Source organism: Rhodococcus sp. Z6_132, assembly GCF_058133635.1.
This window is the reverse complement of record NZ_JBYUNP010000002.1, coordinates 1,323,496-1,345,677: the sequence shown is the minus strand read 5'-3', so window position 1 is coordinate 1,345,677 and position 22,182 is coordinate 1,323,496. Positions and strand designations below refer to the sequence as shown.

Annotated in this window: 18 protein-coding genes; 13 read left to right on the top strand and 5 right to left on the bottom strand. The window is 73.3% G+C overall.

The window, feature by feature from the left end; translation table 11 throughout:
- Positions 1 to 50: 50 nt before the first annotated feature.
- Positions 51 to 2,048, bottom strand: a complete 1,998-nt coding sequence (locus tag AC3YO9_RS13035; RefSeq protein ID WP_489983421.1) for an alpha-1,4-glucan--maltose-1-phosphate maltosyltransferase — start codon at positions 2,046 to 2,048, stop codon at positions 51 to 53.
- Between the two features lie 113 nt (positions 2,049 to 2,161).
- Here AC3YO9_RS13035 and glgP point away from each other — a divergent pair, with 113 nt between their 5' ends.
- The gene (gene glgP, locus AC3YO9_RS13030) at positions 2,162 to 4,762 is read left to right on the top strand and encodes an alpha-glucan family phosphorylase (protein WP_489983420.1); all 2,601 of its coding nucleotides are present in this window, start codon (positions 2,162 to 2,164) and stop codon (positions 4,760 to 4,762) included.
- A gap of 18 nt (positions 4,763 to 4,780) precedes the next feature.
- On the opposite strand, the gene glgX is transcribed toward glgP, so the two are convergent.
- Positions 4,781 to 6,799 (bottom strand): glycogen debranching protein GlgX, encoded by a 2,019-nt coding sequence (glgX, locus tag AC3YO9_RS13025; RefSeq protein WP_489983419.1) that lies wholly within the window; start codon positions 6,797 to 6,799, stop codon positions 4,781 to 4,783.
- A 33-nt stretch (positions 6,800 to 6,832) separates the two neighbouring features.
- On the opposite strand from glgX, the gene AC3YO9_RS13020 reads away from it, so the two are divergent.
- From AC3YO9_RS13020 to AC3YO9_RS12990, 7 genes are all read left to right on the top strand, one after another.
- Complete coding sequence (locus tag AC3YO9_RS13020) at positions 6,833 to 7,645, top strand: ABC transporter ATP-binding protein (protein ID WP_489983418.1); 813 nt, start codon at positions 6,833 to 6,835, stop codon at positions 7,643 to 7,645.
- A 45-nt stretch (positions 7,646 to 7,690) separates the two neighbouring features.
- On the top strand, positions 7,691 to 8,470 hold the full coding sequence (locus AC3YO9_RS13015) for an enoyl-CoA hydratase/isomerase family protein (RefSeq protein ID WP_127782645.1): 780 nt from the start codon (positions 7,691 to 7,693) through the stop codon (positions 8,468 to 8,470).
- Positions 8,471 to 8,491: 21 nt separating this feature from the next.
- A complete protein-coding gene (locus AC3YO9_RS13010; RefSeq protein ID WP_127782646.1) occupies positions 8,492 to 9,493 on the top strand; it encodes a class I SAM-dependent methyltransferase in 1,002 nt (333 codons plus the stop codon).
- Positions 9,493 to 10,677 (top strand): THUMP-like domain-containing protein, encoded by a 1,185-nt coding sequence (locus AC3YO9_RS13005; protein WP_489983417.1) that lies wholly within the window; start codon positions 9,493 to 9,495, stop codon positions 10,675 to 10,677. Before AC3YO9_RS13010 ends, AC3YO9_RS13005 begins: the two co-directional genes overlap by 1 nt.
- A 176-nt stretch (positions 10,678 to 10,853) precedes the next feature.
- Positions 10,854 to 11,165, top strand: coding sequence for a TfoX/Sxy family DNA transformation protein (locus tag AC3YO9_RS13000; protein WP_489983416.1), 312 nt, complete (start codon positions 10,854 to 10,856; stop codon positions 11,163 to 11,165).
- A 55-nt stretch (positions 11,166 to 11,220) separates the two neighbouring features.
- Positions 11,221 to 11,970, top strand: a complete 750-nt coding sequence (locus tag AC3YO9_RS12995) for an acyltransferase (RefSeq protein WP_127782649.1) — start codon at positions 11,221 to 11,223, stop codon at positions 11,968 to 11,970.
- A gap of 89 nt (positions 11,971 to 12,059) precedes the next feature.
- Positions 12,060 to 13,091 (top strand): NAD-dependent epimerase/dehydratase family protein, encoded by a 1,032-nt coding sequence (locus AC3YO9_RS12990; RefSeq protein ID WP_489983415.1) that lies wholly within the window; start codon positions 12,060 to 12,062, stop codon positions 13,089 to 13,091.
- Positions 13,092 to 13,097: 6 nt separating this feature from the next.
- On the opposite strand, the gene AC3YO9_RS12985 is transcribed toward AC3YO9_RS12990, so the two are convergent.
- From AC3YO9_RS12985 to AC3YO9_RS12975, 3 genes are read right to left on the bottom strand one after another with little or no spacing between them, the layout of a single operon-like run.
- Positions 13,098 to 14,327 carry a glycosyltransferase family 4 protein gene (locus AC3YO9_RS12985; RefSeq protein ID WP_489983414.1) on the bottom strand — a complete coding sequence of 410 codons (1,230 nt, stop codon included), beginning with the start codon at positions 14,325 to 14,327 and terminating at the stop codon, positions 13,098 to 13,100.
- Positions 14,324 to 15,850 (bottom strand): 1,4-alpha-glucan branching protein domain-containing protein, encoded by a 1,527-nt coding sequence (locus AC3YO9_RS12980; RefSeq protein ID WP_489983413.1) that lies wholly within the window; start codon positions 15,848 to 15,850, stop codon positions 14,324 to 14,326. The genes AC3YO9_RS12985 and AC3YO9_RS12980 overlap by 4 nt, the downstream gene beginning before the upstream one ends.
- Positions 15,847 to 16,629, bottom strand: coding sequence for a class I SAM-dependent methyltransferase (locus AC3YO9_RS12975; protein ID WP_489983489.1), 783 nt, complete (start codon positions 16,627 to 16,629; stop codon positions 15,847 to 15,849). The genes AC3YO9_RS12980 and AC3YO9_RS12975 overlap by 4 nt, the downstream gene beginning before the upstream one ends.
- 214 nt (positions 16,630 to 16,843) lie before the next feature.
- Here AC3YO9_RS12975 and AC3YO9_RS12970 point away from each other — a divergent pair, with 214 nt between their 5' ends.
- The 5 genes from AC3YO9_RS12970 (at position 16,844) to AC3YO9_RS12950 (ending at position 22,141) form a co-directional block, all read left to right on the top strand.
- The gene (locus AC3YO9_RS12970; protein ID WP_127782653.1) at positions 16,844 to 17,626 is read left to right on the top strand and encodes an electron transfer flavoprotein subunit beta/FixA family protein; all 783 of its coding nucleotides are present in this window, start codon (positions 16,844 to 16,846) and stop codon (positions 17,624 to 17,626) included.
- Between the two features lie 46 nt (positions 17,627 to 17,672).
- The gene (locus AC3YO9_RS12965) at positions 17,673 to 18,632 is read left to right on the top strand and encodes an electron transfer flavoprotein subunit alpha/FixB family protein (RefSeq protein WP_489983412.1); all 960 of its coding nucleotides are present in this window, start codon (positions 17,673 to 17,675) and stop codon (positions 18,630 to 18,632) included.
- 87 nt (positions 18,633 to 18,719) lie between these two features.
- Positions 18,720 to 19,946: a cysteine desulfurase family protein gene (locus AC3YO9_RS12960; RefSeq protein WP_489983411.1), complete on the top strand. Its 1,227-nt coding sequence runs from the start codon at positions 18,720 to 18,722 to the stop codon at positions 19,944 to 19,946.
- Positions 19,946 to 21,073 carry a tRNA 2-thiouridine(34) synthase MnmA gene (mnmA, locus tag AC3YO9_RS12955; protein ID WP_489983410.1) on the top strand — a complete coding sequence of 376 codons (1,128 nt, stop codon included), beginning with the start codon at positions 19,946 to 19,948 and terminating at the stop codon, positions 21,071 to 21,073. The genes AC3YO9_RS12960 and mnmA overlap by 1 nt, the downstream gene beginning before the upstream one ends.
- Before the next feature lie 9 nt (positions 21,074 to 21,082).
- Positions 21,083 to 22,141 carry a methionine synthase gene (locus AC3YO9_RS12950; protein WP_127782657.1) on the top strand — a complete coding sequence of 353 codons (1,059 nt, stop codon included), beginning with the start codon at positions 21,083 to 21,085 and terminating at the stop codon, positions 22,139 to 22,141.
- The last annotated feature ends 41 nt before the right edge of the window (positions 22,142 to 22,182 follow it).

The following is a 22,182-nucleotide window of genomic DNA, read 5'->3' as shown; positions in this document are numbered from 1 at the left end:
CCTTTGCGTCGTGTCGGGGGTACGGGGGCTGTGCAGGGGGAACACCGGTGCTACGCCCGCTGGGCGAGCGCCGTGCGGGCCTCGGCGGACAGGTGCGGCAGCGTGAGCACGTGGGCGACGGTGCGCCACGGCTCCAGCCGCACGTAGTTGGCCTGGCCCCACTGGTAGTAGTCGCCGGTCACCTCGTCGTGCACGGTGAAGCGGTCGGACCACTCCCGGCCCAGGGCGGGCAGGTCCAGCGACACGGTGCCCTCCTCGGTGCCGAAGGGGTTGAGGCTGACGACCACCAGCACACAGTCTCCGCTGACCGGGTCGAACTTGGAGTAGGCGATCAGGGCGTCGTTGTCCACCGCGTGGAAGTGCAGCGTGCGCTGCTGCTGCAGGGCGGGGTGGTTGCGCCGGATCGTGTTCAGCGTGGTGACGAACGGCTGCAGCGACTGCCCGTGCGCCAGGGCGCCGGCGAAGTCACGGGGACGCAGCTCGTACTTCTCCGAGTTCAGGTACTCCTCGCTGCCCTCGCGCACGGCCTGGCCCTCGTAGAGCTCGTAGCCGGAGTACATGCCCCAGGTGGGGGCCAGGGTCGCCGCCAGCACCGCGCGGAGGGCGAACATGCCCGGGCCGCCGTGCTGCAGCGACGCGTGCAGGATGTCCGGGGTGTTGACGAACAGGTTGGCCCGGGCCACGTCGGCCTTGTCGGTGATCTCCCGGCCGAACTCCTCCAGCTCCCACTTCGCGGTGCGCCAGGTGAAGTAGGTGTAGCTCTGGGTGAAGCCGAGCTGGGCCAGGCCGTAGAGCCGGGCCGGGCGGGTGAACGCCTCGGCCAGGAAGAGCACGTCCGGGTCGGTCTTCTTGACCTCGCCGATGAGCCACTCCCAGAAGTTCGGCGGCTTGGTGTGCGGGTTGTCCACCCGGAAGATGCGCACCCCGTGGTCCATCCAGTGCCGCACCACGCGCAGCACCTCGACGTAGAGCCCCTGGGGGTCGTTGTCGAAGTTCAGCGGGTAGATGTCCTGGTACTTCTTGGGCGGGTTCTCCGCGAAGGCGATGGTGCCGTCGGGCAGCACCGTGAACCACTCCGGGTGCTCGATGGCCCAGGGGTGGTCCGGCGCGCACTGCAGCGCCAGGTCCAGGGCCACCTCCATGCCCAGCTCGGTGGTGCGCGCGACGAAGTCGTCGAAGTCCGCGAGCGTGCCCAGCTGGGGGTGGATGGCGTCGTGGCCGCCCTCGGCGGAGCCGATGGCCCAGGGCGAGCCCACGTCATCCGGCCCGGGGGTGAGCGTGTTGTTGGGGCCCTTGCGGTTGACCTCGCCGATCGGGTGGATGGGCGGCAGGTACACCACGTCGAAGCCCATGTCGGCGATGCGCGGCAGCTCCTCGGCGGCGGTGGCGAAGGTGCCGTGCACGGGCTTGCCGTCGGCGTCCACGCCACCGGTGGAGCGCGGGAACAGCTCGTACCAGGAGCCGACCAGGGCGCGTGGGCGGTCCACCCACACCTGGTTGACCTTGCCGCGGGTGACCAGCTGGCGCAGCGGGTACACCCGGAGCAGCTCGGTGACCTCCGCGGAGAAGGCGGGTGCGATCCGCTCGGCCACCGTGGCGTCGGCCCGCAGCGCGGTCGCGGCGGCCACCACCCGGGCGCGGCTGGCCTTGGGCACCTTGCGGGCGGCCTCGGTGAGCAGCTGCGCACCGATCTCCAGGTCGTTGGCCAGCTCCTCGGCGGTCTGGCCCACGCCGACCTTGGCGTTGACGGCGTGCCGCCAGGTGCTCAGCGGGTCGCTCCAGGCGTCCACCCGGAAGGTCCACAGCCCGGGGGAGTCCGCCCGCAGCAGCGCGTGGAACCGGTCGGGCTCGGCGCCCTCGGTCATCGCCACCTGCATGGCAGCGCCCGCACCGGGGCCGCGCCAGACGACCGTCGCGGCCACTGCGTCGTGTCCCTCGCGCCACACGGTGGCCGCGACGGGGATGACCTCGCCGACCACCGCCTTGGCGGGGTAGCGACCGCAGGCCACCACAGGGGCCACGTCGTCGATCCCGAGCCGACCACTCACGTATGAGCTCCATTCGTAAAAGGGTGTTTGGGTAGAGGTTCGGGTCCTACCCTGCCGGGCGCCGGGCCGCAGCGCTAGCCGAGCACAGTGTGATTTCTCGGTAGGCTCGCGATGTGAAAGCCCTTCGCCGGTTTACGGTCCGAGCCCATCTGCCCGCACGCTTGGCGGCCCTCGGGCCGTTGTCGCTGAACCTGCGGTGGTCGTGGAACCCCCTCATGCAGGACTTGTTCGCCGAGATCGACCAGGAGCTGTGGCAGTCGTGCCGCCACGATCCGGTCCGCCTGCTGGGGGAGGTGCCGCGCTCCCGGCTGGACGTGCTGGCGGCCGATGAGTCATTCACCACACGGCTGGACGCGCAGGCCGCTGAGCTCCATTCCTACCTGACCGAGCCCCGCTGGTACCAGGAGATGGCCCGCACCGAGGAGCTGCCGCGCGCGGTGGCCTACTTCTCCATGGAGTTCGGCGTCAGCGAGGTGCTGCCCAACTACTCCGGCGGCCTCGGCGTGCTGGCCGGTGACCACCTCAAGGAGTCCTCCGACCTGGGGGTGCCGCTGGTGGCGGTGGGCCTGCTCTACCGCTCGGGCTACTTCCGCCAGTCGCTGTCGGCGGAGGGCTGGCAGCTGGAGCACTACCCGTCCCTGGACCCGCAGGGCCTGCCGCTGCAGCTGCTCACCACCCAGGACGGCTCCCCGGTGCTGGTGCACGTGGCCATGCCGGGCGACCGGGTGCTCGCTGCCCGGGTGTGGATCGCGCAGGTGGGCCGGGTGCCGCTGCTGCTGCTGGACTCCGACATCGGGGAGAACGACGCCGAGCTGCGCGGGGTGACCGACCGCCTCTACGGCGGCGACCAGGACCACCGCATCAAGCAGGAGATCCTGGCCGGCATCGGTGGCGTGCGCGCCGTGCGGGCCTACTGCGACATCACCGGTCACCCGCAGCCGGAGGTGTTCCACACCAACGAGGGCCACGCCGGCTACCTGGGCCTGGAGCGCATCCGCGAGCTGGTCACCGAGCACGGTCTGGACTACGAGGCCGCGCTGGCCGCGGTCCGGTCCGGCACCGTCTTCACCACGCACACCCCGGTGCCCGCCGGCATCGACCGCTTCCCGGTCTCGCTGGTGCGGCACTACTTCGCCGGTGACGGCGCCGACTCCGGGCTGCTGCCCGGCCTGACCCTCGACCGCATCCTCGCCCTGGGCGCGGAGGCCGACCCGCACATGTTCAACATGGCGCACATGGGCCTGCGGCTGGGGCAGCGCGCCAACGGCGTCTCCCGGCTGCACGGCGAGGTCAGCCGGGGCATGTTCGCCGAGCTGTGGCCGGGCTTCGACGCCGCCGAGGTACCCATCGGCTACGTCACCAACGGCGTGCACGCCCCCACCTGGGCGGCGCGCGAGTGGTTCGAGATGGCCGAGGAGATGGTGGGCCGCGAGCGGGTCTCGCAGGCGCTGCGCCCCGACGGGCAGGCACGGGTGTTCGAGATGTTCAACGACGTCCCCGCGGAGCGGCTGTGGGAGCTGCGCACCCAGCTGCGCACCAAGCTGGTGCACGAGGTGCGCCGCCGGGTGAAGGCGTCCTGGCTGGAGCGCGGGGCCACCGAGGCCGAGCTGGGCTGGGTCAAGGACGTCTTCGACCCCGAGGTGCTCACCGTGGGCTTCGCCCGCCGGGTGCCCACCTACAAGCGGCTCACCCTGATGCTGCGCGACCCGGAGCGGCTGCGGGCGATGCTGACCGATCCTGACCGCCCGGTGCAGCTGGTCATCGCCGGCAAGAGCCACCCCGCCGACGACGGCGGCAAGGCGCTCATCCAGCAGGTGGTGCGCTTCGCCGACACCCACGACCTGCGGCACCGCATCGTCTTCCTGCCGGACTACGACATGTCCATGGCGCGCTTCCTCTACTGGGGCTGCGACGTCTGGCTGAACAACCCGCTGCGGCCGCTGGAGGCCTGCGGCACGTCGGGAATGAAGTCGGCGCTCAACGGCGGGCTCAACCTGTCCATCCGGGACGGGTGGTGGGACGAGATGTTCGACGGCGAGAACGGCTGGGCCATCCCCACCGCCGACGGCGTGCTGGACGAGACCCGGCGCGACGACCTCGAGGCCGCTGCCATGTACGAGCTGCTGGAGCGCTCGGTGCTGCCGCGCTTCTACGACCGCGGTGACGACGGGCTGCCCGCCCGCTGGGTGGAGATGGTGCGCCACACCCTGCGCGAGCTCGCCCCGAAGGTGCTGGCCTCTCGGATGGTCCGCGAGTACGTGCTGGGCTACTACCGGCCGGCCGCGGTGGCTGCCCACGCCATGGCTGCCGACGACTTCCGCGCCGCCAAGCAGCTGGCGGGCTACCGGCACGCCGTGCAGTCGGCGTGGCCGCTGGTGCGGGTGTCCGGAGTGGACGCCACCGGGCTGCCCGACACGCCGGTGATCGGGGCCGAGCTGACCCTGACGGCCAACGTGGAGCTGGCCGGGCTGCGCGAGCAGGACGTGACCGTGCAGGCGGTGCTCGGCCGGATCGGCGCCGACGAGGAGCTCACCGACGTGCAGGTCTACGAGATGCAGTCGGCGGGCGCGGCCAACGACGGCTCCGGGGCCACCACCTACCAGCTGCAGGTGCCCCTGCCGCACGCCGGCGCCGCCGGGTACACCGTGCGGGTGCTGCCCCGCAACGAGCTGCTGTCCGGTCCGGCCGAGCTGGGTCTGGTGTCGCTGGCCTGAGTGCCGGTGCTGCCTCCCTCAGGCGCGGGGAGGCAGCACCCGCAGCGCCCACAGGGTGTGCTCGGGCACCGTCACGGTGGTGCCGCCGGCCAGGAACCGCGGCCCGCTGGGCAGGCCGGTGGGGGAGCCGGAGTCCAGCACCACCTCCAGCTCTCCCACCGGCGCCAGCCTCACCTGGGCCGGTGCACCGCTGTGCAGCACCAGCAGCCAGCTGTGGTCGGCGAGCAGGTCGCCGTGGCGGTCGTGGGAGCGCACGTCGCCGCCGTCCACCCACATCTGCACGGTGCGCTGGGTGTGGTCCTGCCACTGGGCGTCGGTGATCTCGGTGCCCTCGGCGCCGAACCACACCAGGTCGGGCTGCCCGGACGGGGTGTCGCGGCCCTCGAAGAACTCTGGCTGGCGCAGCGCGGGGGCGGACCGGCGCAGCCGCCCCAGCCGGCGGTAGAACTCCAGCAGGTCGGGGTCGGCCGCAACCCAGTCCAGCGTCCACGGCGCTGCCGTGCTGGTGGGTGCGCAGTAGGCGTTGTTGTTGCCGCCCTGGGTGTTGCCCAGCTCGTCGCCGGCCAGCAGCATCGGGGTGCCGGTGGAGAGCATCAGCGTCGCGGCCAGGGCCCGCACGTGGTGCGCCCGGGAGGTGAGCACCGCGGGGTCGTCGGTGGCGCCCTCCACCCCGTGGTTGCAGGAGTGGTTGTCGTCGGTGCCGTCCCGGTTGTCCTCGCCGTTGACCTCGTTGTGCTTGCGCTCGTAGGACACCAGGTCGTGCAGGGTTAAGCCGTCGTGGGCAGTGACGAAGTTGATGCTCGACCACGGTCGGCGGCCGCCCCGGGCGTAGAGGTCGGACGAGCCCGACAGCCGGTAGGCCAGCTCCCCCCGGGTGGCCTTGCCGCACCAGAAGTCGCGGACGGTGTCGCGGTAGCGGTCGTTCCACTCCGACCACTGCACGCCGAACCCGCCCACCTGGTACCCGGGGCCGGTGGCGTCCCACGGCTCGGCGATCAGCTTGCGGGTGCTCAGCACCGGGTCGGTGGCGATGGCGGTGAGCAGCGGGGCCCGGGGGTCGAACTCGGCACCGCGGGGGCGGCCCAGCGCGCTGGCCAGGTCGAAGCGAAAGCCGTCCACCCCCATCTCCTGCGCCCAGTAGCGCAGCGAGTCGGTGACCAGGCGGACCACCGTGGGCGAGGCGGGGTCGAGGGTGTTGCCGCAGCCGGTGAGGTCGAGCAGCCTGCCGTCGGGGGAGTGCAGGTAGTAGGCCTGCGGGTCCAGGCCCCGCATGCTCAGCACCGGGCCGTCCGCCCCGCCCTCGCAGGTGTGGTTGTAGACCACGTCCAGCAGCACCTCGATGCCGGCCTCGTGCAGCGCGGCGACCATGGCGCGGAACTCGGCGACCTCCGCGCCCGGGGTGGCCGCGTAGCCGGGGTGCGGGGCGAAGAAGCCGAGCGTGGAGTACCCCCAGTGGTTGCGCATCCCCCGCGCCGCCACCCCGTCCTCGGTGCGGATGGCGTGCACCGGCAGCAGCTCCACCGCGGTCACGCCCAGGGACACCAGGTGCGCCACCGCCGCGGGGTGGCCCACGCCGGCGAAGGTGCCGCGCAGCTGCTCCGGCACGTCCGGGTGGGTGGAGGTGAAGCTGCCCACGTGCAGCTCGTAGATCACCGTCTCCTCCCACGGGACCTGCGGGGCGGTGCCGGTGGGAGGACCGCCGGCCGCGGTCACCACCCCCAGCCCGTCGGCGACCCGGCGGGCGTAGGGGTCCAGCAGCAGCGCCGGTGGCGTGGCCGGGGGCAGGCCAGGGCCGTGCACCCGGTAGCCGTACCGCTGGCCCTCGCGCACGCCCTCCACCAGGCCGTGCCACACGTCGAAGGTGCGCTCGACCAGCTCCACCCAGCGCTGCCCGCCGTCGTCGTCGAGCAGGCACAGCTCCACCCGCTCGGCCGCCGAGGAGGTGACGGCGAAGCGGGCGCCGGTGGCGGTCAGGTGAGCGCCCAGCGGGAACGGTGCCCCGGGGCGCGGAGGGGTTTCAGGCGACACGGAGGGCATCCTGCCCTCTGCCCCTGGAGGCCGTGCGGGAAGATGGTCGGCGTGGTGCAACGCGAACCGGATCCCGACCTGCTCGTCGACCTCGACGAGGTGACCCTGCGCCGAGGGTCCACGACGCTGCTCGGACCGCTGTCCTGGCAGGTCGAGCTGGACGAGCGCTGGGTGGTGCTGGGGCCCAACGGGGCGGGCAAGACCTCCCTGCTGCGGCTGGCCTCCGCCGAGGAGCACCCCACGGCCGGCTCCGCGCACGTGCTGGGCGAGGTGCTGGGGCGCACCGACGTCTTCGAGCTGCGCCCGCGCATCGGCCTGTGCTCGGCAGCGCTGGCCAACCGGGTGCCCGCCGAGGAGCAGGTGCGCGACCTGGTGGTCTCCGCCGGCTACGCCGTGCTGGGGCGCTGGCGCGAGGCCTACGACGCGATGGACACCGATCGGGCCGACGAGCTGCTGGCCGAGCTCGGCGCCGACCACCTGGCCACCCGCGCCTTCGGCACCCTGTCCGAGGGGGAGCGCAAGCGGGTGCTCATCGCCCGGGCGCTGATGACCGACCCGGAGCTGCTGCTGCTCGACGAGCCGGCCGCGGGCCTTGACCTGGGTGGCCGGGAGGACCTCGTACACCGGCTGTCCGAGCTGGCGATGGACCCCGACGCGCCGGCCATGGTGCTGGTGACCCACCACGTGGAGGAGATCCCCCCGGGGTTCACCCACGCCCTGCTGCTGCGCGAGGGCCGCGAGGTCGCGTCCGGCCTGGTGGAGGACGTCATCACTGGCGAGGCGCTCAGCGAGACCTTCGGCGCCTCCATCAAGCTGGACGAGATCGACGGCCGGTACTTCGCCCGCCGGGCCTGACACAGGGTTGCCGCGGTGGCGCACCGGGACGGTAGCGTGCCGCCCATGGCTGAATTCGTGTCACTCGAGGTCCAGGACGGCATCGGCACCATCAGGCTGAACCGCCCGCCGATGAACGCGGTGAACGAGACGCTGCACCGGGAGCTGCGCGCGGCGGCCGAGGAGGCCGACCAGCGCGAGGACGTGCGCGCGGTGATCGTCTACGGCGGCGAGAAGGTGTTTGCCGCCGGCGCGGACATCAAGGAGATGGCGAGCAAGAGCTACGCCGAGATGGCCGCCGACGGTGGCTCGCTCACCCAGTCGTTCCGGGCCGTGGCACAGATCAGCAAGCCCACCGTGGCCGCCATCACCGGCTACGCCCTGGGCGGCGGCATGGAGCTGGCACTGTGCTGCGACCGGCGGATCGCCGGCGACAACGCGAAGGTGGGCCAGCCCGAGCTGCTGCTGGGCATCATCCCCGGCGCCGGCGGCACCCAGCGCCTGGCGCGCCTGGTGGGCCCCAGCAAGGCCAAGGACATCATCTTCACCGGACGCTTCGTCGGCGCGGAGGAGGCGCTCGCCATCGGGATGATCGACGAGGTGGTGGCCCCGGACGACGTCTACACCGCCGCCAAGGCCTGGGCCGGCCAGTTCACCCAGGCAGCCGCCCGTGCGCTGGCCGCTGCGAAGGCGGCCATCGACAGCGGGCTGGACATGGACCTGGACAGCGGCCTCAAGCTGGAGGCGCACCTGTTCGCCGCCGGCTTCGCCACCGAGGACCAGAAGATCGGCATGACGTCGTTCGTCGAGAACGGTCCTGGCAAGGCGAAGTTTACCGGCAAGTAGGGACCACTTAGGGTGTCCCGCATGACTGCGAGCACCCGCGACAACGTCGACCCGGCGCCCAACCCGCACGCCACCGCCGAGCAGGTGCAGGCTGCCTACTCCGACACCAAGCTCGCCCAGGTCCTGTACCACGACTGGGAGGCAGGCACCTACGACGAGAAGTGGTCGATCTCCTACGACCAGCGCTGCAACGACTACGCGCGGGGCCGCTTCGACGCGGTGGTCACCAAGGACGTCGCCGCTCGCGAGGTGCCCTACGAGCGGGCGCTGGAGCTGGGCAGCGGCACCGGCTTCTTCCTGCTCAACCTGATGATGACCGGGCTGGCCACGAAGGGCTCGGTCACCGACCTGTCCCCGGGCATGGTCAAGGTGGCGCTGCGCAACGCCGAGCACCTGGGCCTGGACGTCGACGGCCGGGTCGCCGACGCCGAGACGATCCCGTACGAGGACAACACCTTCGACCTCGTCGTCGGGCACGCGGTGCTGCACCACATCCCGGACGTGGAGCAGTCGCTGCGGGAGTGCCTGCGGGTGCTCAAGCCCGGCGGACGGCTGGTGTTCGCCGGGGAGCCCACCACCATCGGCAACCGCTACGCGCGGCTGCTGGGTCGGCTCACCTGGGAGACCGCAACCCGAGTGACCAAGCTGCCGGGGCTGACGTCCTGGCGCAAGCCGCAGGGCGAGCTGGACGAGTCCTCCCGCGCGGCGGCGCTGGAGGCCGTGGTGGACCTGCACACCTTCGACCCCAGCGAGCTGGAGCGGATGGCGCTGCGCGCCGGTGCCGTGGACGTGCACGTGGAGACCGAGGAGCTCGCCGCTGCGCTGCTGGGCTGGCCGATGCGCACCCTCGAGGCCGCGGTGCCCGCCGGCAAGCTGGGCGTGCGGTGGAACTTCTTCGCGTTCAAGAGCTGGCAGCGGATGGCGGCGCTGGACGAGAAGGTGCTCAACCGGGTGGTGCCTCGCCAGTTCTTCTACAACGCGATGGTCACCGGCGTGAAGCCGGCCGCTGCCGACAGCCACTAGTGGGCTACGCGTTCGACCTCTCCGACGTCCGCTTCCTGCGGTCCGCGGAGGGCTCGGACGTCCTGGCCCGGTGTGCGGACCTGCCGCTGACCACCGCGTCCCGGCTGGCCGACGTGGCCGCGGTGCGCGCGGTGGCCGGCGACCACGCTCCGGCAGTGCTGGAGACGCTGCTGCTGCGCCGCCGGGCGGTGGCGAAGCTGACCGAGGCGCAGGACTGGCTGTTCACCGACGACGCGCTGCAGCAGGCCACCCCCACCCTGGTGGCGCGGCACCGCGCCCAGCGCCTGGCCGGCCGGGACGTGCACGACGTCACCTGCTCGGTGGGTGCCGAGCTGGCCGAGCTGACCGGCGTGGCCGGCCGGGTGCTCGGCTCCGACCTGGACCCCGTTCGGCTGGCGATGGCGGCGCACAACGTCGCCGGGGTGGCGCTGGCCCGCGCCGACGCGCTGGCCCCGGTCAGCCGGGACACCGTGGTGCTCGCCGACCCGGGGCGTCGGGACACCCGGGGCCGCCGGCACGACCCCGCGGCGCTGCAGCCGCCGCTGCCGGTGCTGCTGGAGGTCTACCGTGGCCGCGACCTGGCGGTGAAGTGCGCACCCGGGCTGGACGTGGACCTGCTGGACTGGGCGGGCGAGGTGGAGCTGGTCTCCCTGGACGGCGGCGTGCGCGAGGCCTGCCTGTACTCAGCCGGCCTGAGCAGCCCCGGCCACCAGGGCCCCGTGCACCGCAGGGCCACCGTGCTCAGCAGCCGCGACGCCGCGTGGACGATCACTGACGCCGAGCCGGACGACACCGACGTGCGCCCGGTGGGCGAGTGGATCGTCGAGCCCGACGGTGCGGTCGTCCGGGCCGGGCTGGTGCGCCACTACGGCGCCCGACACGGCCTGGGCCAGCTGGACCCGCACATCGCCTACCTCACCGGCGACCTCCCGCCCCCCGGGGTGCGCGCGTTCCGGGTGCTGGAGGAGCTGGCCTACTCGGAGAAGGCGCTGCGCCAGGCGCTGCGGCGCCGCGGTGCGTCCTCGGTGGAGATCCTGGTGCGCGGCCTCGACGTCGATCCCGCCGTGCTCCGCCCGCGGCTCAAGCTCGCGGGACGCTCGGGCGGGCCCGCGCTGAGCGTGGTGCTGGCCCGCATCGGCGACGCGCACCGGGCCTACGTCTGCACCGCGCACCGCACCAGCTGAGCCGAGGGAAGTGGTCAGCGGGGTGATCTTTCCCATTTCGGCGCCCCGCCGAACCGTGTTAAATGGGCCGGGACGACGCATTGGTCCACTTCGCAGCACAGCTCGGGCGAGAGTGGACGCAGTACCTGCTGCACCACTCGCACTGCCTTCACCCGCTCAGCAAGGGGGAGCACGGCATGATCGGCAAGGTTTTGCGCGACCCGCGCCGCACCGGTTCCGGCACCCCGCTGGAGGAGGCCGAGAACATCAGTCCCGCCCTGGCCAACGACCTGCGCTGGGTGGGGGTGCCCGACCTGGAGTCGCTGCGCGAGGCCGGTGCGGTCGAGGTCTGTGCCCGGCTGGAGGCCGAGGGCCTGATCGACTGCACCTACGCCCTGGTGGCCCTCGAGGGTGCCATCCAGGGTGTCCCGCACGAGCAGCTGGGCGAGGACGTGGCCGAGCACCTGAGCAGGCTCTGGGCGCAGCGCTGCCCCCCGCGCGGCGCCTGACCTGCCCGGTGGGGCAGTGCCGAGATGGTCGGCCCCGCCAGTAGGCTCGCTGCCCATGACGAGCATGTGGGGTGCGCCGCTGCGTGCCCGCTGGCGGGCCGGTCGCGGCAGCGGCGAGTCCGAGCAGGCCCGCTTCCTCACTCTCGCCTCGCTGCGGTGGGTGCTGCGCAACAAGGCCTACACGTCCTGGTACCTGGTGCGCTACTGGCGGCTGCTGCGCTTCAAGATGGCCAACCCGCACGTGGTGCTCCGGGGAATGGTGTTCCTCGGCCGCAACGTGGAGCTGCACGCCACTCCCGGTCTGGCTCGCATGGAGATCGGCCGCTGGGTCCACATCGGTGACGGCAACGCCATCCGCTGCCACGAGGGGTCGCTGCGCATCGGCGACAAGGCCGTCTTCGGGGCCAACAACGTGGTCAACACCTACCTGGACATCGAGATCGGTGCCTCCACCCTGGTGGCCGACTGGGTCTACATCTGCGACTTCGACCACATCTACGCCGACGTCAACACGCCGATCAAGGACCAGGGGATCGTCAAGACTCCGGTCCGGATCGGACCCGACTGCTGGATCGCCACCAAGGTGACCGTGCTGCGCGGCACGCGGGTGGGCCGCGGCTGCGTCCTCGGCGCCCACGCGGTGGTCAAGGGCGACGTGCCCGACGGCAGCATCGCGGTGGGTGCCCCGGCGCGGGTGGTGCGCAACCGCTACGACGACTGGGAGGCCACCGCCGCGGAGCGGGCCCAGCTGGAGGCCGCGCTGGCCGACATCGAGCGCAAGAAGGCGCTCGGCCTCGGCGGCTGAGCCACGGGCTCGGTGTGCCGCGCTCGCCGTGCGGCAGGGGGTGCGGTGTGGTCGACTCGGCTGATGAACAACATGCGGATGCTCCTGCCATGCGGGTAGTGGTCACCGGAGCGTCGGGCAACGTGGGCACCGCCCTCCTGCGGGCGCTGTCAGCTGACTCGGCCGAGCACGAGGTGGTGGGCATCTGCCGCCGCCCACCACCGGACGTGGACCCCTACCGTGGCGTGGAGTGGGTGGGCACGGACCTGTCGTACCCGTTCTCCGGGGAGGTGCTGGAGCGGGCCTTCGCCGGCGCGGACGCGGTGGTGCACCTGGCCTGGCTGATCCAGCCGTCCTACAACCAGCCGCTGCTGCACCGCACCAACCAGGGCGGCACCCGCCGGGTGATCGACGCCGCGGTCGCCCAGGGCGTGCCGCACCTGGTCCACCAGTCCTCCATCGGGGTCTACGCCCCGGCCGAGCAGGGCCAGGTGGTCACCGAGAGCTGGCCGCACACCGGTGTGCCCACCTCCTCCTACAGCGTGGACAAGGCCGCCACCGAGGCGATGCTCGACGAGCTCGACGCGCCAGGGACGACGGTCACCCGGGTGCGACCCGGGCTGATCCTGCAGCCTGACGCTGCCTCGGAGATCGCCCGCTACTTCATGGGTCCGCTGGTGCCCACCCGGCTGCTGCGCCCGGCGCTGCTGCGCCTGGTGCCGTTCCCGCCCGGGGTGAACCTGCAGTTCGTGCACGCCGATGACGTCGCCGACGCCCTGGTGCGCATGCTGCACCAGCGGGCCGAGGGCGCGTTCAACCTGGCCGCCGAGCCCGCGCTGGACCGCAGCACCTGGGCCGCGGCCTTCGGCGGCGTGGGTCCGCCCCTGCCGATCGGCGCCGCCCGGGCGGCCGGCAAGCTCAGCTGGCAGACGCGGCTGCAGCCGGTGGAGCCCGGCTGGGTGAACCTCGCGGCCGGTGCGCCCATCATGGACACCACCCGCGCCCGCACTGAGCTGGGGTGGACCCCGCAGCACGCCGCCGACGACGTGGTGCGCGAGTTCGTCACGGCCCTGGCCCAGCGTCGCGGCACCCTCAGCCCCGCGCTGGTGCCGCGCAGCAAGGACCGCGGCAGCACCCTGTAGCCGGCGTCAGCGGCCGGGCAGCGGGTTCGGCGGGATCACCGGGCGGGCCAGCGGTGTCCGTGGGCGTCGGTGGGCCGCGCGGTAGACGTCCACGGTGGCCGCGGCGATGCTGGTCCAGCAGAAGTCGGTGTCCAGGCGCGCGCGGGCCCGCTGGGCGCGCTCCCGCGCCGCGCCGGGGTCGTCCAGCACGGAGCGCACCGCGGTGGTCAGCCCGGCCACGTCACCCGGTGTGAACGACAGCCCGGTCACGCCGTGCTGCACCGCCTCGCCCAGCCCGCCGGCCGAGGAGGCCACCAGGGGCGCCCCGGCGGCGGCCGCCTCCAGCGCCACGATGCCGAACGGCTCGTAGCGGCTGGGCAGCACCACCGCGTCCGCCCGCGCCAGCCGCTGCAGCAGCTGCGTCGTGCTCAGGTGCCCGGCGAAGGTCACCGCGCGCAGCACCCGGTGCCGGCGGGCCTCCGCGCGCAGCCACTCCAGCTGCGAGCCCTCGCCGGCCACCACCAGCCGGGTGCCGGGGTGCGTGCGCCGCACGCGGGCCAGTGCGGCGATGGCGTCCTGCACGCCCTTCTCCCACTCCAGGCGGCCCAGGAACAGCAGCTGCGGCGGTCCGGTCCGGGCGACCTGGGGCGGGCTCGGCCAGTGGTCCAGGTCGATGCCGTTGTGCAGCACCGTCACCGGCGCCTCGGGGCGGAACAGCTCGGTGACCTCGGCCCGCATGGCGGTCGAGCAGGTGACGAGCGAGTCGGCGCTGTTGGCCAGCCACCACTCCGCGGAGTGCACCTGGCGGTTCATCCGGTCAGGCAGCCAGCCGCTGTGCCGGCCGGCCTCGGTGGCGTGCAGGGTGGCCACCAGCGGCACCTGCAGGTGCTCAGCCAGGGCCACCGCGGCGTGCGCGACCAGCCAGTCGTGGCCGTGCACCACCTCGGGCTGCCAGCCGGAGCGCTGCAGGGCCAGCCCGGCGCGCACCAGGGCGTGGTTGAGCCCCAGCGTCCACGCCATCAGGTCCTCGGTGAACACCAGGTCCAGCGGGTCCTCGGCCACCGCGACGACGCGCACCCCCTCCACCACCGCGTCCGTGGTCGGGTGGGTGCCGGCGTCGGTGCCGGTGGGCCGTCGGGCCAGCACCACCACGTCGTGCCCGGCCGCGGCGAGGTGGCAGGCGAGGGAGTGCACGTGCCGGCCGAGACCACCCACCACCACCGGCGGGTACTCCCAGGACACCAGGAGGATCCTCATGCCGAGGCCGTGCTCCCGGGGGTGACGAGCCGGCGGGCGTCCAGCGCGGCGAAGGGTCCGTCGGCACGGCGCCACTGCTCGGCCAGCGCCAGCGCAGGACCTCCCGCGCGTACCGCACCGGCGATCTCGTGCACCGCGTGGGCGTGGGTCTGGGCTCGGGTGCGGGCGTAGTCGGGGGCGGAGTCCTTGGTGACCATGAAGGCCCAGTCGCTGGACAGCGCCAGCAGCGCCTCCCGGAGGATCTGGTCGGCGACCGGGTTGCGGCCCTGCTCCTTGACCAGGTCGTCCACGGTGGACAGTGCGGTGCGGGTGACGTCGGCGTTGAGCCGGACGAAGTCGCTGACCTCGTCGCTGGCCCACACCCGCCAGTCCTTGCCCGAGCCCCACGACGACGCGGGCAGGTCCACCGGTGCGCCCACGCACCCGGCCTCCACCGCACCCTCCAGGGTGGTCACCCGGACGCCGGCCTCGGGCAGCAGCCGCAGCACGGCTTCCACCCAGGCGGGCCCCTCGTGCCACCAGTGCCCGAAGAGCTCGGTGTCGTAGGCGGCCACAACCAGGCCAGGGCGTCCGTCGCGCTCGGCCAGCGAGGCGAGCCGGGAGCGCACCACCTCCACGAACTCCGCGGCGTGCTGCTGCACCGCCGCCGCGGCCCGGGCGGGGTCGTAGGGCGCCTTGGCCTCCGGGGCGACGCCACGCCCGGTGACCCGGGCCGGCTTGAGCCCGCTGGGGTGGTCGTAGGTGTGGAAGTCGCGGTAGGCGGCGTGGCCGGGGTAGCCCGAGCGCGGCGACCACACCTTGTAGCTGACCTCGAGGTCGCGGCCGAAGCAGACCACGTCGCTGTCGCCCACGGTCCGGGCGGTGCTGGTCGCGCCGTGCAGGGCGGGTCCGTCCACCAGGAAGTGGCGCACACCGGCGGCGGCGTAGCCGGTCTCCATGCCGGGGGCGTAGGCGCACTCCGGGGCCCAGATGCCGGCCGGGGTGCGCCCGGTGCGGGCGGTGGCGTCGGCCAGGCCCGAGCGCAGCGCGAAGTCACGCAGCCGGGGGTCCATCAGCGGCTGGAAGGGGTGGGTCAGCGGCCCGCCGAGCAGCTCCACCACGCCGGAGTCCACCACCGAGCGCACCTGCGGGGAGCCGCCGTGGCGCCAGTGCGTCTCGAAGTCACCCAGCGCGGCCTCGGCGGCGCGGTGCTCGTGGGTGGCCAGGCGCTGCAGCGCGTCCTCGCCCCGGCGCCCGGCCGCGGAGTGCGCTCGCAGCTGCCAGTCGCCCAGCCAGTCGTGCATGCCGCGCAGGCTGTGCGCGTCGTCGAGCTGCGCGGCCAGCACCGGGGTGACGCCCAGGGTGAGCTGGCGGGTGCGGCCCTCGTCGGCGAGGCGGCGCAGCATGGCGAACAGCGGCTGGTACGAGCCGGCCCAGGACTGGTAGAGCCACTCCTCGCCCACCGGCCAGCGGCCGTGGTGGGCCAGCCACGGCAGGTGGGAGTGCAGCACCAGGCAGAAGGTGCCGACGGGCTCGGTGCTCACCGGCGGACCGCGACCGCGACCAGGTCCAGGCTCGCGTCCACGTCGGGCTCCACGATCTCGAAGTCGTCGGTGCTGATGGAGGCGACGTCGGCCACCAGCTGCTCCGGCCAGGCCTCGCCGGCCAGCGAGCGGTCCAGCTGGGCGTCGATGAAGGACCCGCCGTGGGCGGCGTCCAGTGCCCGCAGCCGCGGGCCGTGGTGCAGCCCACGCATGGACTGCACGGTGAAGCCGGCCTCGACCAGCAGCTCGGCCAGCTCGTCGGCGTTGAGCTCGCGGGTGTGGAAGGGGTTCAGCGGGGTGTCCCGGCCGGGGGAGAAGGTGATGCGGTTGGGGGTGCTGATGAGCAGCACGCCACCGGGGGCCAGCACCCGGGCGCACTCGCGCAGGAACTCCGCCTGGTCCCACAGGTGCTCGATGACCTGCAGGTTCACCACCACCTCCACCGACGCGGTGCGCAGCGGCAGCGCCGCCAGGTTGCCGCGCAGCACGTCCAGGCCGGGGTAGCGCCGGCCGACGTGGGCGGCGGTGTGCGCGTCGTAGTCCAGCGCCACCACGCGGGCAGCGCTGCGGGACAACAGGTCGGCGCCGTAGCCCTCCCCGCAGCCGGCCTCCAGCACGGTGCGGCCGGCGCAGTGCCGGGCCAGGTCGAGGTAGGCCACCTCGTGGCGGCGGAACCAGTAGTTCTCCTCGGCGATGCCGGGGACGGTGCGCTCACCGGTGATGGGCAGAGCCTCGACGACAGCCGGGACGGGGCCCTGGCCAGCACCGTTCTGGTCCACGCTGTCCTGGGTGGCGGGAGCGGAGTCGGTCACCGGCGCAGAGTAGTACCTGTGCCGCAGCGGCGGTCCGGCACGCGGGAGTGTGGCGGGGATCGCTTAGCATTGAGTTGCACAGTTATTACCCGCCAGTAACATATGGGCAGAGCTACGCCGTGCCATCCTGCTCTACCGAAGGTCAGGATCACCACCACTCGCAGGAGGTCGAAGAAGACCCATGAACATCGTTGTGCTGATCAAGCAGGTTCCCGACACGTGGTCGGACCGCAAGCTGTCCGAGAGTGACTTCACCCTCGACCGTGCTTCGGCCGACGCGGTGCTCGACGAGATCAACGAGCGCGCTGTCGAGGAGGCACTGCTGCTCAAGGAGGCCGGCGAGGGCGAGGTCACCGTGGTGACCATGGGTCCCGACCGCGCGACCGACGCCATCCGCAAGGCGCTGTCCATGGGCGCCGACAAGGCGGTGCACCTCTCCGACGAGGCGCTGCACGGCTCCTGCGCCATCCAGACCGCCAAGGCGCTGGCCAAGGTCATCGGCACGCTGGGCGAGGTTGACCTGGTCATCGCGGGCAACGAGTCGACCGACGGTCGCTCCGGCGCCCTCCCGGCGATGCTGGCCGAGCTCCTCGGCCGCCCCCAGCTCACCCAGGTGCGCAAGCTGGCCATCAACGGCGGCACCATCACCGCCGAGCGGGAGACCGACGAGGGTGTCTTCCAGCTCGAGGCCTCGCTGCCCGCCGTGGTCAGCGTGACCGAGAAGATCAACGAGCCGCGCTACCCCTCCTTCAAGGGGATCATGGCCGCCAAGAAGAAGCCGGTCACCACGCTGACGCTGGCCGACGCCGGCATCGACCCCAGCGAGGTCGGCCTGGCCAACGCGATGAGCTCGGTCTCCGAGTCGGTGCCCAAGCCGCCCCGTGGCGGTGGCGAGCGCGTCTCCGACGAGGGCGACGGCGGCAGCAAGATCGCGCAGTACCTCGTGGCGCAGAAGATCATCTGACGGCGTGCTCGAGACCAACCGGACGAGAAGGTAGGAGAACCAGAAAATGGCAGAGGTCCTGGTACTCGTCGAGCACGCTGACGGCGAGTTGAAGAAGGTTTCATCCGAGCTCATCACCGCGGCGCGCGCGCTGGGTGAGCCCTCGGCGGTGGTGCTCGGCGCCGCCGGCACCGCGGCAGGCATGGCGGACGCGCTGGCCGCGGCCGGTGCGGAGAAGATCTACGTCGGCGAGTCCGACGACGTCGACGGCTACCTGGTCACCCCCCAGGTGGACGTGCTGGCCAAGCTCGTCGAGCAGACCAGCCCGGCCGCCGTCGTGGCCGCCGCGAGCGTCATCGGCAAGGAGGTCGCCGGTCGGCTGGCCCTGCGCCTGGACTCCGGCCTGCTCACCGACGTCGTCGCGGTGGACGCTGACGGCTCCGTCAAGCACTCCATCTTCGGTGGCGCGTTCACGGTGACGGCCAAGGCCAACACCAGCGTGCCGGTCATCACCGTCCGGCCCGGCGCCATCGACGCCGCGCCGCAGGCCGGTGCCGGCACGCAGGAGACCGTCGAGGTGCCGGCTCCCGACGCCGCGACGGCCACCAAGATCACCAGCCGCGAGCCGGTCGTCAGTGGCGACCGTCCCGAGCTCACCGAGGCCAGCGTCGTGGTCTCCGGTGGACGTGGCGTGGGCAGTGCGGACAACTTCACCGTGGTGGAGGCGCTGGCCGACTCCCTCAAGGCTGCTGTCGGCGCCTCGCGCGCCGCGGTGGACTCCGGCTACTACCCGGGCCAGTTCCAGGTGGGCCAGACCGGCAAGACGGTCTCCCCGCAGCTCTACCTGGCCCTGGGCATCTCCGGTGCCATCCAGCACCGGGCCGGGATGCAGACGTCGAAGACCATCGTCGCGGTGAACAAGGACGAGGAGGCGCCGATCTTCGAGATCGCTGACTTCGGCGTCGTGGGCGACCTGTTCAAGGTCGCGCCGCAGCTCACCGACGAGGTGAACAACCGCAAGGGCTGACCCGGTCAGCACCATGCCCACGAGGCCCCTGTCCGCGCTGCGGGTGGGGGCTTCGTGGCGTTCTCAGCCGCGTACCCTGGTCCGGTCATGACTAGCACCCCAGCCTCGGCAACCGTCTACCTGGACCACGCCGCCACCACTCCCATGCTTCCGGAGGCGGTGGCCGTGGTGACCGAGGCGATGGGCACCGCGGGCAACGCCGCGTCCCTGCACGGCTCCGGCCGTGCCGCTCGCCGCCGCGTGGAGGAGTCTCGCGAGCTGCTGGCCCAGGTGCTGGGCGCCCGGCCCACCGAGGTGATCTTCACCGGCGGCGGTACCGAGAGCGACAACCTGGCGATCAAGGGGATCTACTGGTCGCGCACCGCCGCCGACCCGCGGCGGCGCCGCCTGCTGGTGGGGGCAGCCGAGCACCACGCGGTGATCGACGCCGCCCAGTGGCTGGTGGAGCACGAGGGCGCGGTGCTCACCTGGTTGCCGGTGGACGCGCACGGGCGGGTGCAGCCGGAGACGCTGCGGGCCGCGCTGGCCGCGCACGCCGACGACACCGCCCTGGTCAGCGTGATGTGGGCGAACAACGAGGTCGGCACCATCACCGACGTCGCAGCCCTGGCCGAGATCGCGCACGCCCACGGGGTGCCGCTGCACACCGACGCCGTGCAGGCGGTCGGCCAGCTGCCGGTGGACTTCCGCGCCAGCGGCGCCGACGCGCTCACCATCACCGGCCACAAGCTCGGCGGACCCTTCGGGACCGGGGCGCTGCTGCTCGGCCGCGACGTGGGCTGCGTGCCCCTGCTGCACGGTGGCGGCCACGAGCGCGACGTGCGCTCGGGCAGCCCGGACGTGGTCGGCGTGCTCGGTCTGGCCACCGCCGCCGAGGTCGCCACCCGCACCCTGCCCGAGCGGGCCGCGCGGATGGCCACGCTGCGCGACCAGCTGGTGCGCGGCGTGCTCGACGTGGTGGACGACGCGGTGCTCAACGGAGACCCGTCCCCGCAGGGCAGGCTGCCCGGCAACGCCCACCTGACCTTCCCCGGCTGTGCGGGCGACTCCCTGCTGATGCTGCTCGACGCCCGCGGCATCGAGTGCTCCACCGGCTCGGCCTGCACCTCCGGGGTGGCGCAACCCAGCCACGTGCTCATCGCCATGGGGGTGGACCCGCACGCCGCGCGCAGCTCGCTGCGGCTGTCGCTGGGGCACACCTCCACCGAGGCGGACGTGCACACCTTCCTGGACGCCATCGTCCCGGTGGTGGAGCGGGCCCGGATGGCGGGGCTGACCAGCGCGGGGGCGGCCCGGACGGCGGTGCGGGGCTGATGCGGGTGCTGGCCGCGATGAGCGGCGGCGTGGACTCCGCGGTCGCCGCTGCCCGCATGGTGGCGGCGGGCCACGACGTGGTGGGCGTGCACCTGGCCCTGTCGGCCTCGCCGGGCACGCTGCGCACCGGATCGCGGGGCTGCTGCTCCAAGGAGGACGCCGGCGACGCCCGCCGCGCCGCCGACGTGCTGGGCATCCCGTTCTACGTGTGGGACTTCGCCGCCCAGTTCGCCGAGGACGTGGTGGACGACTTCGTGGCCGCCTACGCGGCGGGGGAGACGCCCAACCCCTGCCTGCGATGCAACGAGAAGATCAAGTTCTCCGCCCTGGCCGAGCGGGCCGTGGCCCTGGGCTTCGACGCCGTGGCCACCGGGCACTACGCGCGGCTGTCCGACGGCGTGCTGCGCCGGGCCGTGGACGCCGACAAGGACCAGTCCTACGTGCTGGCGGTGCTCACCGCCGACCAGCTGGGCCGCGCGGTGTTCCCGGTGGGGGACACCCCCAAGCCGGAGATCCGCGCCGAGGCTGCCCGGCGCGGGCTGGCCGTGGCGGAGAAGCCGGACAGCCACGACATCTGCTTCATCCCCTCGGGGGACACCCGCGCCTTCCTCGGCACCCGGATCGGGGTGCGTCCGGGTGCGGTGGTGGACGCCGACTCCGGCAGCGTGCTCGGGTCGCACGAGGGCGTGCACGGGTTCACCATCGGCCAGCGCAAGGGCCTGGGCCTGGACGCTCCCGCCCCGGACGGGCGCCCCCGCTACGTCACCGCCATCGACGCCGAGGCGGGCACCGTGACCGTGGGCTCCGCGGCGCACCTGGACGTGCACCACCTCCGTGGGGCCCGCCCCGTGTGGACCCACGGGCACGCCCCGGACAGCCCGCTGGAGTGCGTGGTGCAGGTGCGGGCGCACGGGGGCCTGGCCCCGGCCACCGTCACGGTCACCGCCGAGGGGGTGGAGGTCACCCTGCACCAGCCGCTGCGCGGGGTTGCCGCTGGTCAGGCCGCGGTCTTCTACCGGCCCGACCCCGACGGTGACGTCGTCCTGGGCAGCGCCACCATCAGCGGCTCGCGCCACCCGGTCGACCACGCCGCACCGTCGGCCCCCACGGGCCCGCGCGACTGGTAGACAGTGCTGGTGACCGACGCAGCGAAGCCCTTCCTCCGCGGTCTGCCGGGCGGGACAGCCACCGGCGTGGGCTCCTGGCCCGGTGCCGACGCCGACGAGGCCGCGCGCATCGTGCTCGGTGAGCTGGCCGCGCTCCCGCACCTGGTGGAGCTGCCTGCCCGAGGCGTCGGGGCGGACATGGTGGGGCGCACCGCCGCCCTGCTGGTCGACCTGGCCGTGGAGGTCGCCCCCTCCGGATACCGAGTGGCCTCCCGTCCCGGCCGCGACCACCGCCGTGCCGTCGACCTGCTCCGCCGCGACCTGGACGTCCTGGAGGAGGCGCTGGAGCGCGCCGGCGCCACGCCGCCGGCGCTGAAGGTGCAGGTGGCGGGTCCCTGGACGATGGCGGCCCAGGTAGAGCTGCGCAGCGGCCACCGCCTGCTCACCGACCGTGGCGCCGTCGCCGAGGTCACCGCGTCGCTGGCCGAGGGGGTCGCCCAGCACGTGGCCGAGGTGCAGCGACGCACCGGCATCCCGGTGGTGCTGCAGGTGGACGAGCCCGGCCTGCCCGGGGTGCTGGCGGGCGCCCTGCCCACCGTCTCGGGGCTGACCACCATCCCGGCGGTGCCCGCACCGGAGGTGGAGGCCGGGCTGCGCACCGTGCTGGAGCAGGCGCCGGGCCGGACCATGGTGCACTGCTGCGCCGCCGCCGTCCCGCTCACCCTGATCCGCCGGGCCGGGGCCACCGCCGTGGGGGTGGACCTGGGACTGGTGGGAGTCACCGACCTGGACGAGATCGGCGAGACCCTGGAGGACGGGGCGATGCTGGTGCTGGGGGTGGTGCCCGTGCCGGTGTCCGTGCCGGCCTCCGGCGGGGCGTCGGCCACCACGCTGCACCAGCTGGCCGAGCCGGCCCTGCGGCTGATGGACCGCCTCGGCTTTCCCCGGTCGGTGCTGTCCACCGAGGTGCTGGTGACCCCCGGCTGCGGCCTGGCCGGCAGCACGCCCGCGGACGCCCGGCGGCTGCTGGCCCAGTGCGTGGAGCTGGGCCGCGCCTTCACCGACCCACCGGAGTCCTGGGGCATGTGAGCGAGGCCCGGTCGGGGGCCGGGACTGTCAGGGTCACTGGC

Bases quoted from the DNA above. Each gene is read 5' to 3' on its own strand.
- mnmA (WP_489983410.1), top strand. From the start codon at position 19,946: ATGCGGGTGCTGGCCGCGATGAGCGGCGGCGTGGACTCCGCGGTCGCC.
- AC3YO9_RS13020 (WP_489983418.1), top strand. From the start codon at position 6,833: ATGGTCGGCGTGGTGCAACGCGAACCGGATCCCGACCTGCTCGTCGAC.
- AC3YO9_RS12990 (WP_489983415.1), top strand. From the start codon at position 12,060: ATGCGGGTAGTGGTCACCGGAGCGTCGGGCAACGTGGGCACCGCCCTC.
- AC3YO9_RS12995 (WP_127782649.1), top strand. From the start codon at position 11,221: ATGACGAGCATGTGGGGTGCGCCGCTGCGTGCCCGCTGGCGGGCCGGT.
- AC3YO9_RS12970 (WP_127782653.1), top strand. From the start codon at position 16,844: ATGAACATCGTTGTGCTGATCAAGCAGGTTCCCGACACGTGGTCGGAC.
- AC3YO9_RS13010 (WP_127782646.1), top strand. From the start codon at position 8,492: ATGACTGCGAGCACCCGCGACAACGTCGACCCGGCGCCCAACCCGCAC.
- AC3YO9_RS13000 (WP_489983416.1), top strand. From the start codon at position 10,854: ATGATCGGCAAGGTTTTGCGCGACCCGCGCCGCACCGGTTCCGGCACC.
- glgX (WP_489983419.1), bottom strand. From the start codon at position 6,799: ATGCCCTCCGTGTCGCCTGAAACCCCTCCGCGCCCCGGGGCACCGTTC.
- AC3YO9_RS12960 (WP_489983411.1), top strand. From the start codon at position 18,720: ATGACTAGCACCCCAGCCTCGGCAACCGTCTACCTGGACCACGCCGCC.
- AC3YO9_RS12965 (WP_489983412.1), top strand. From the start codon at position 17,673: ATGGCAGAGGTCCTGGTACTCGTCGAGCACGCTGACGGCGAGTTGAAG.
- AC3YO9_RS13015 (WP_127782645.1), top strand. From the start codon at position 7,691: ATGGCTGAATTCGTGTCACTCGAGGTCCAGGACGGCATCGGCACCATC.
- AC3YO9_RS12985 (WP_489983414.1), bottom strand. From the start codon at position 14,327: ATGAGGATCCTCCTGGTGTCCTGGGAGTACCCGCCGGTGGTGGTGGGT.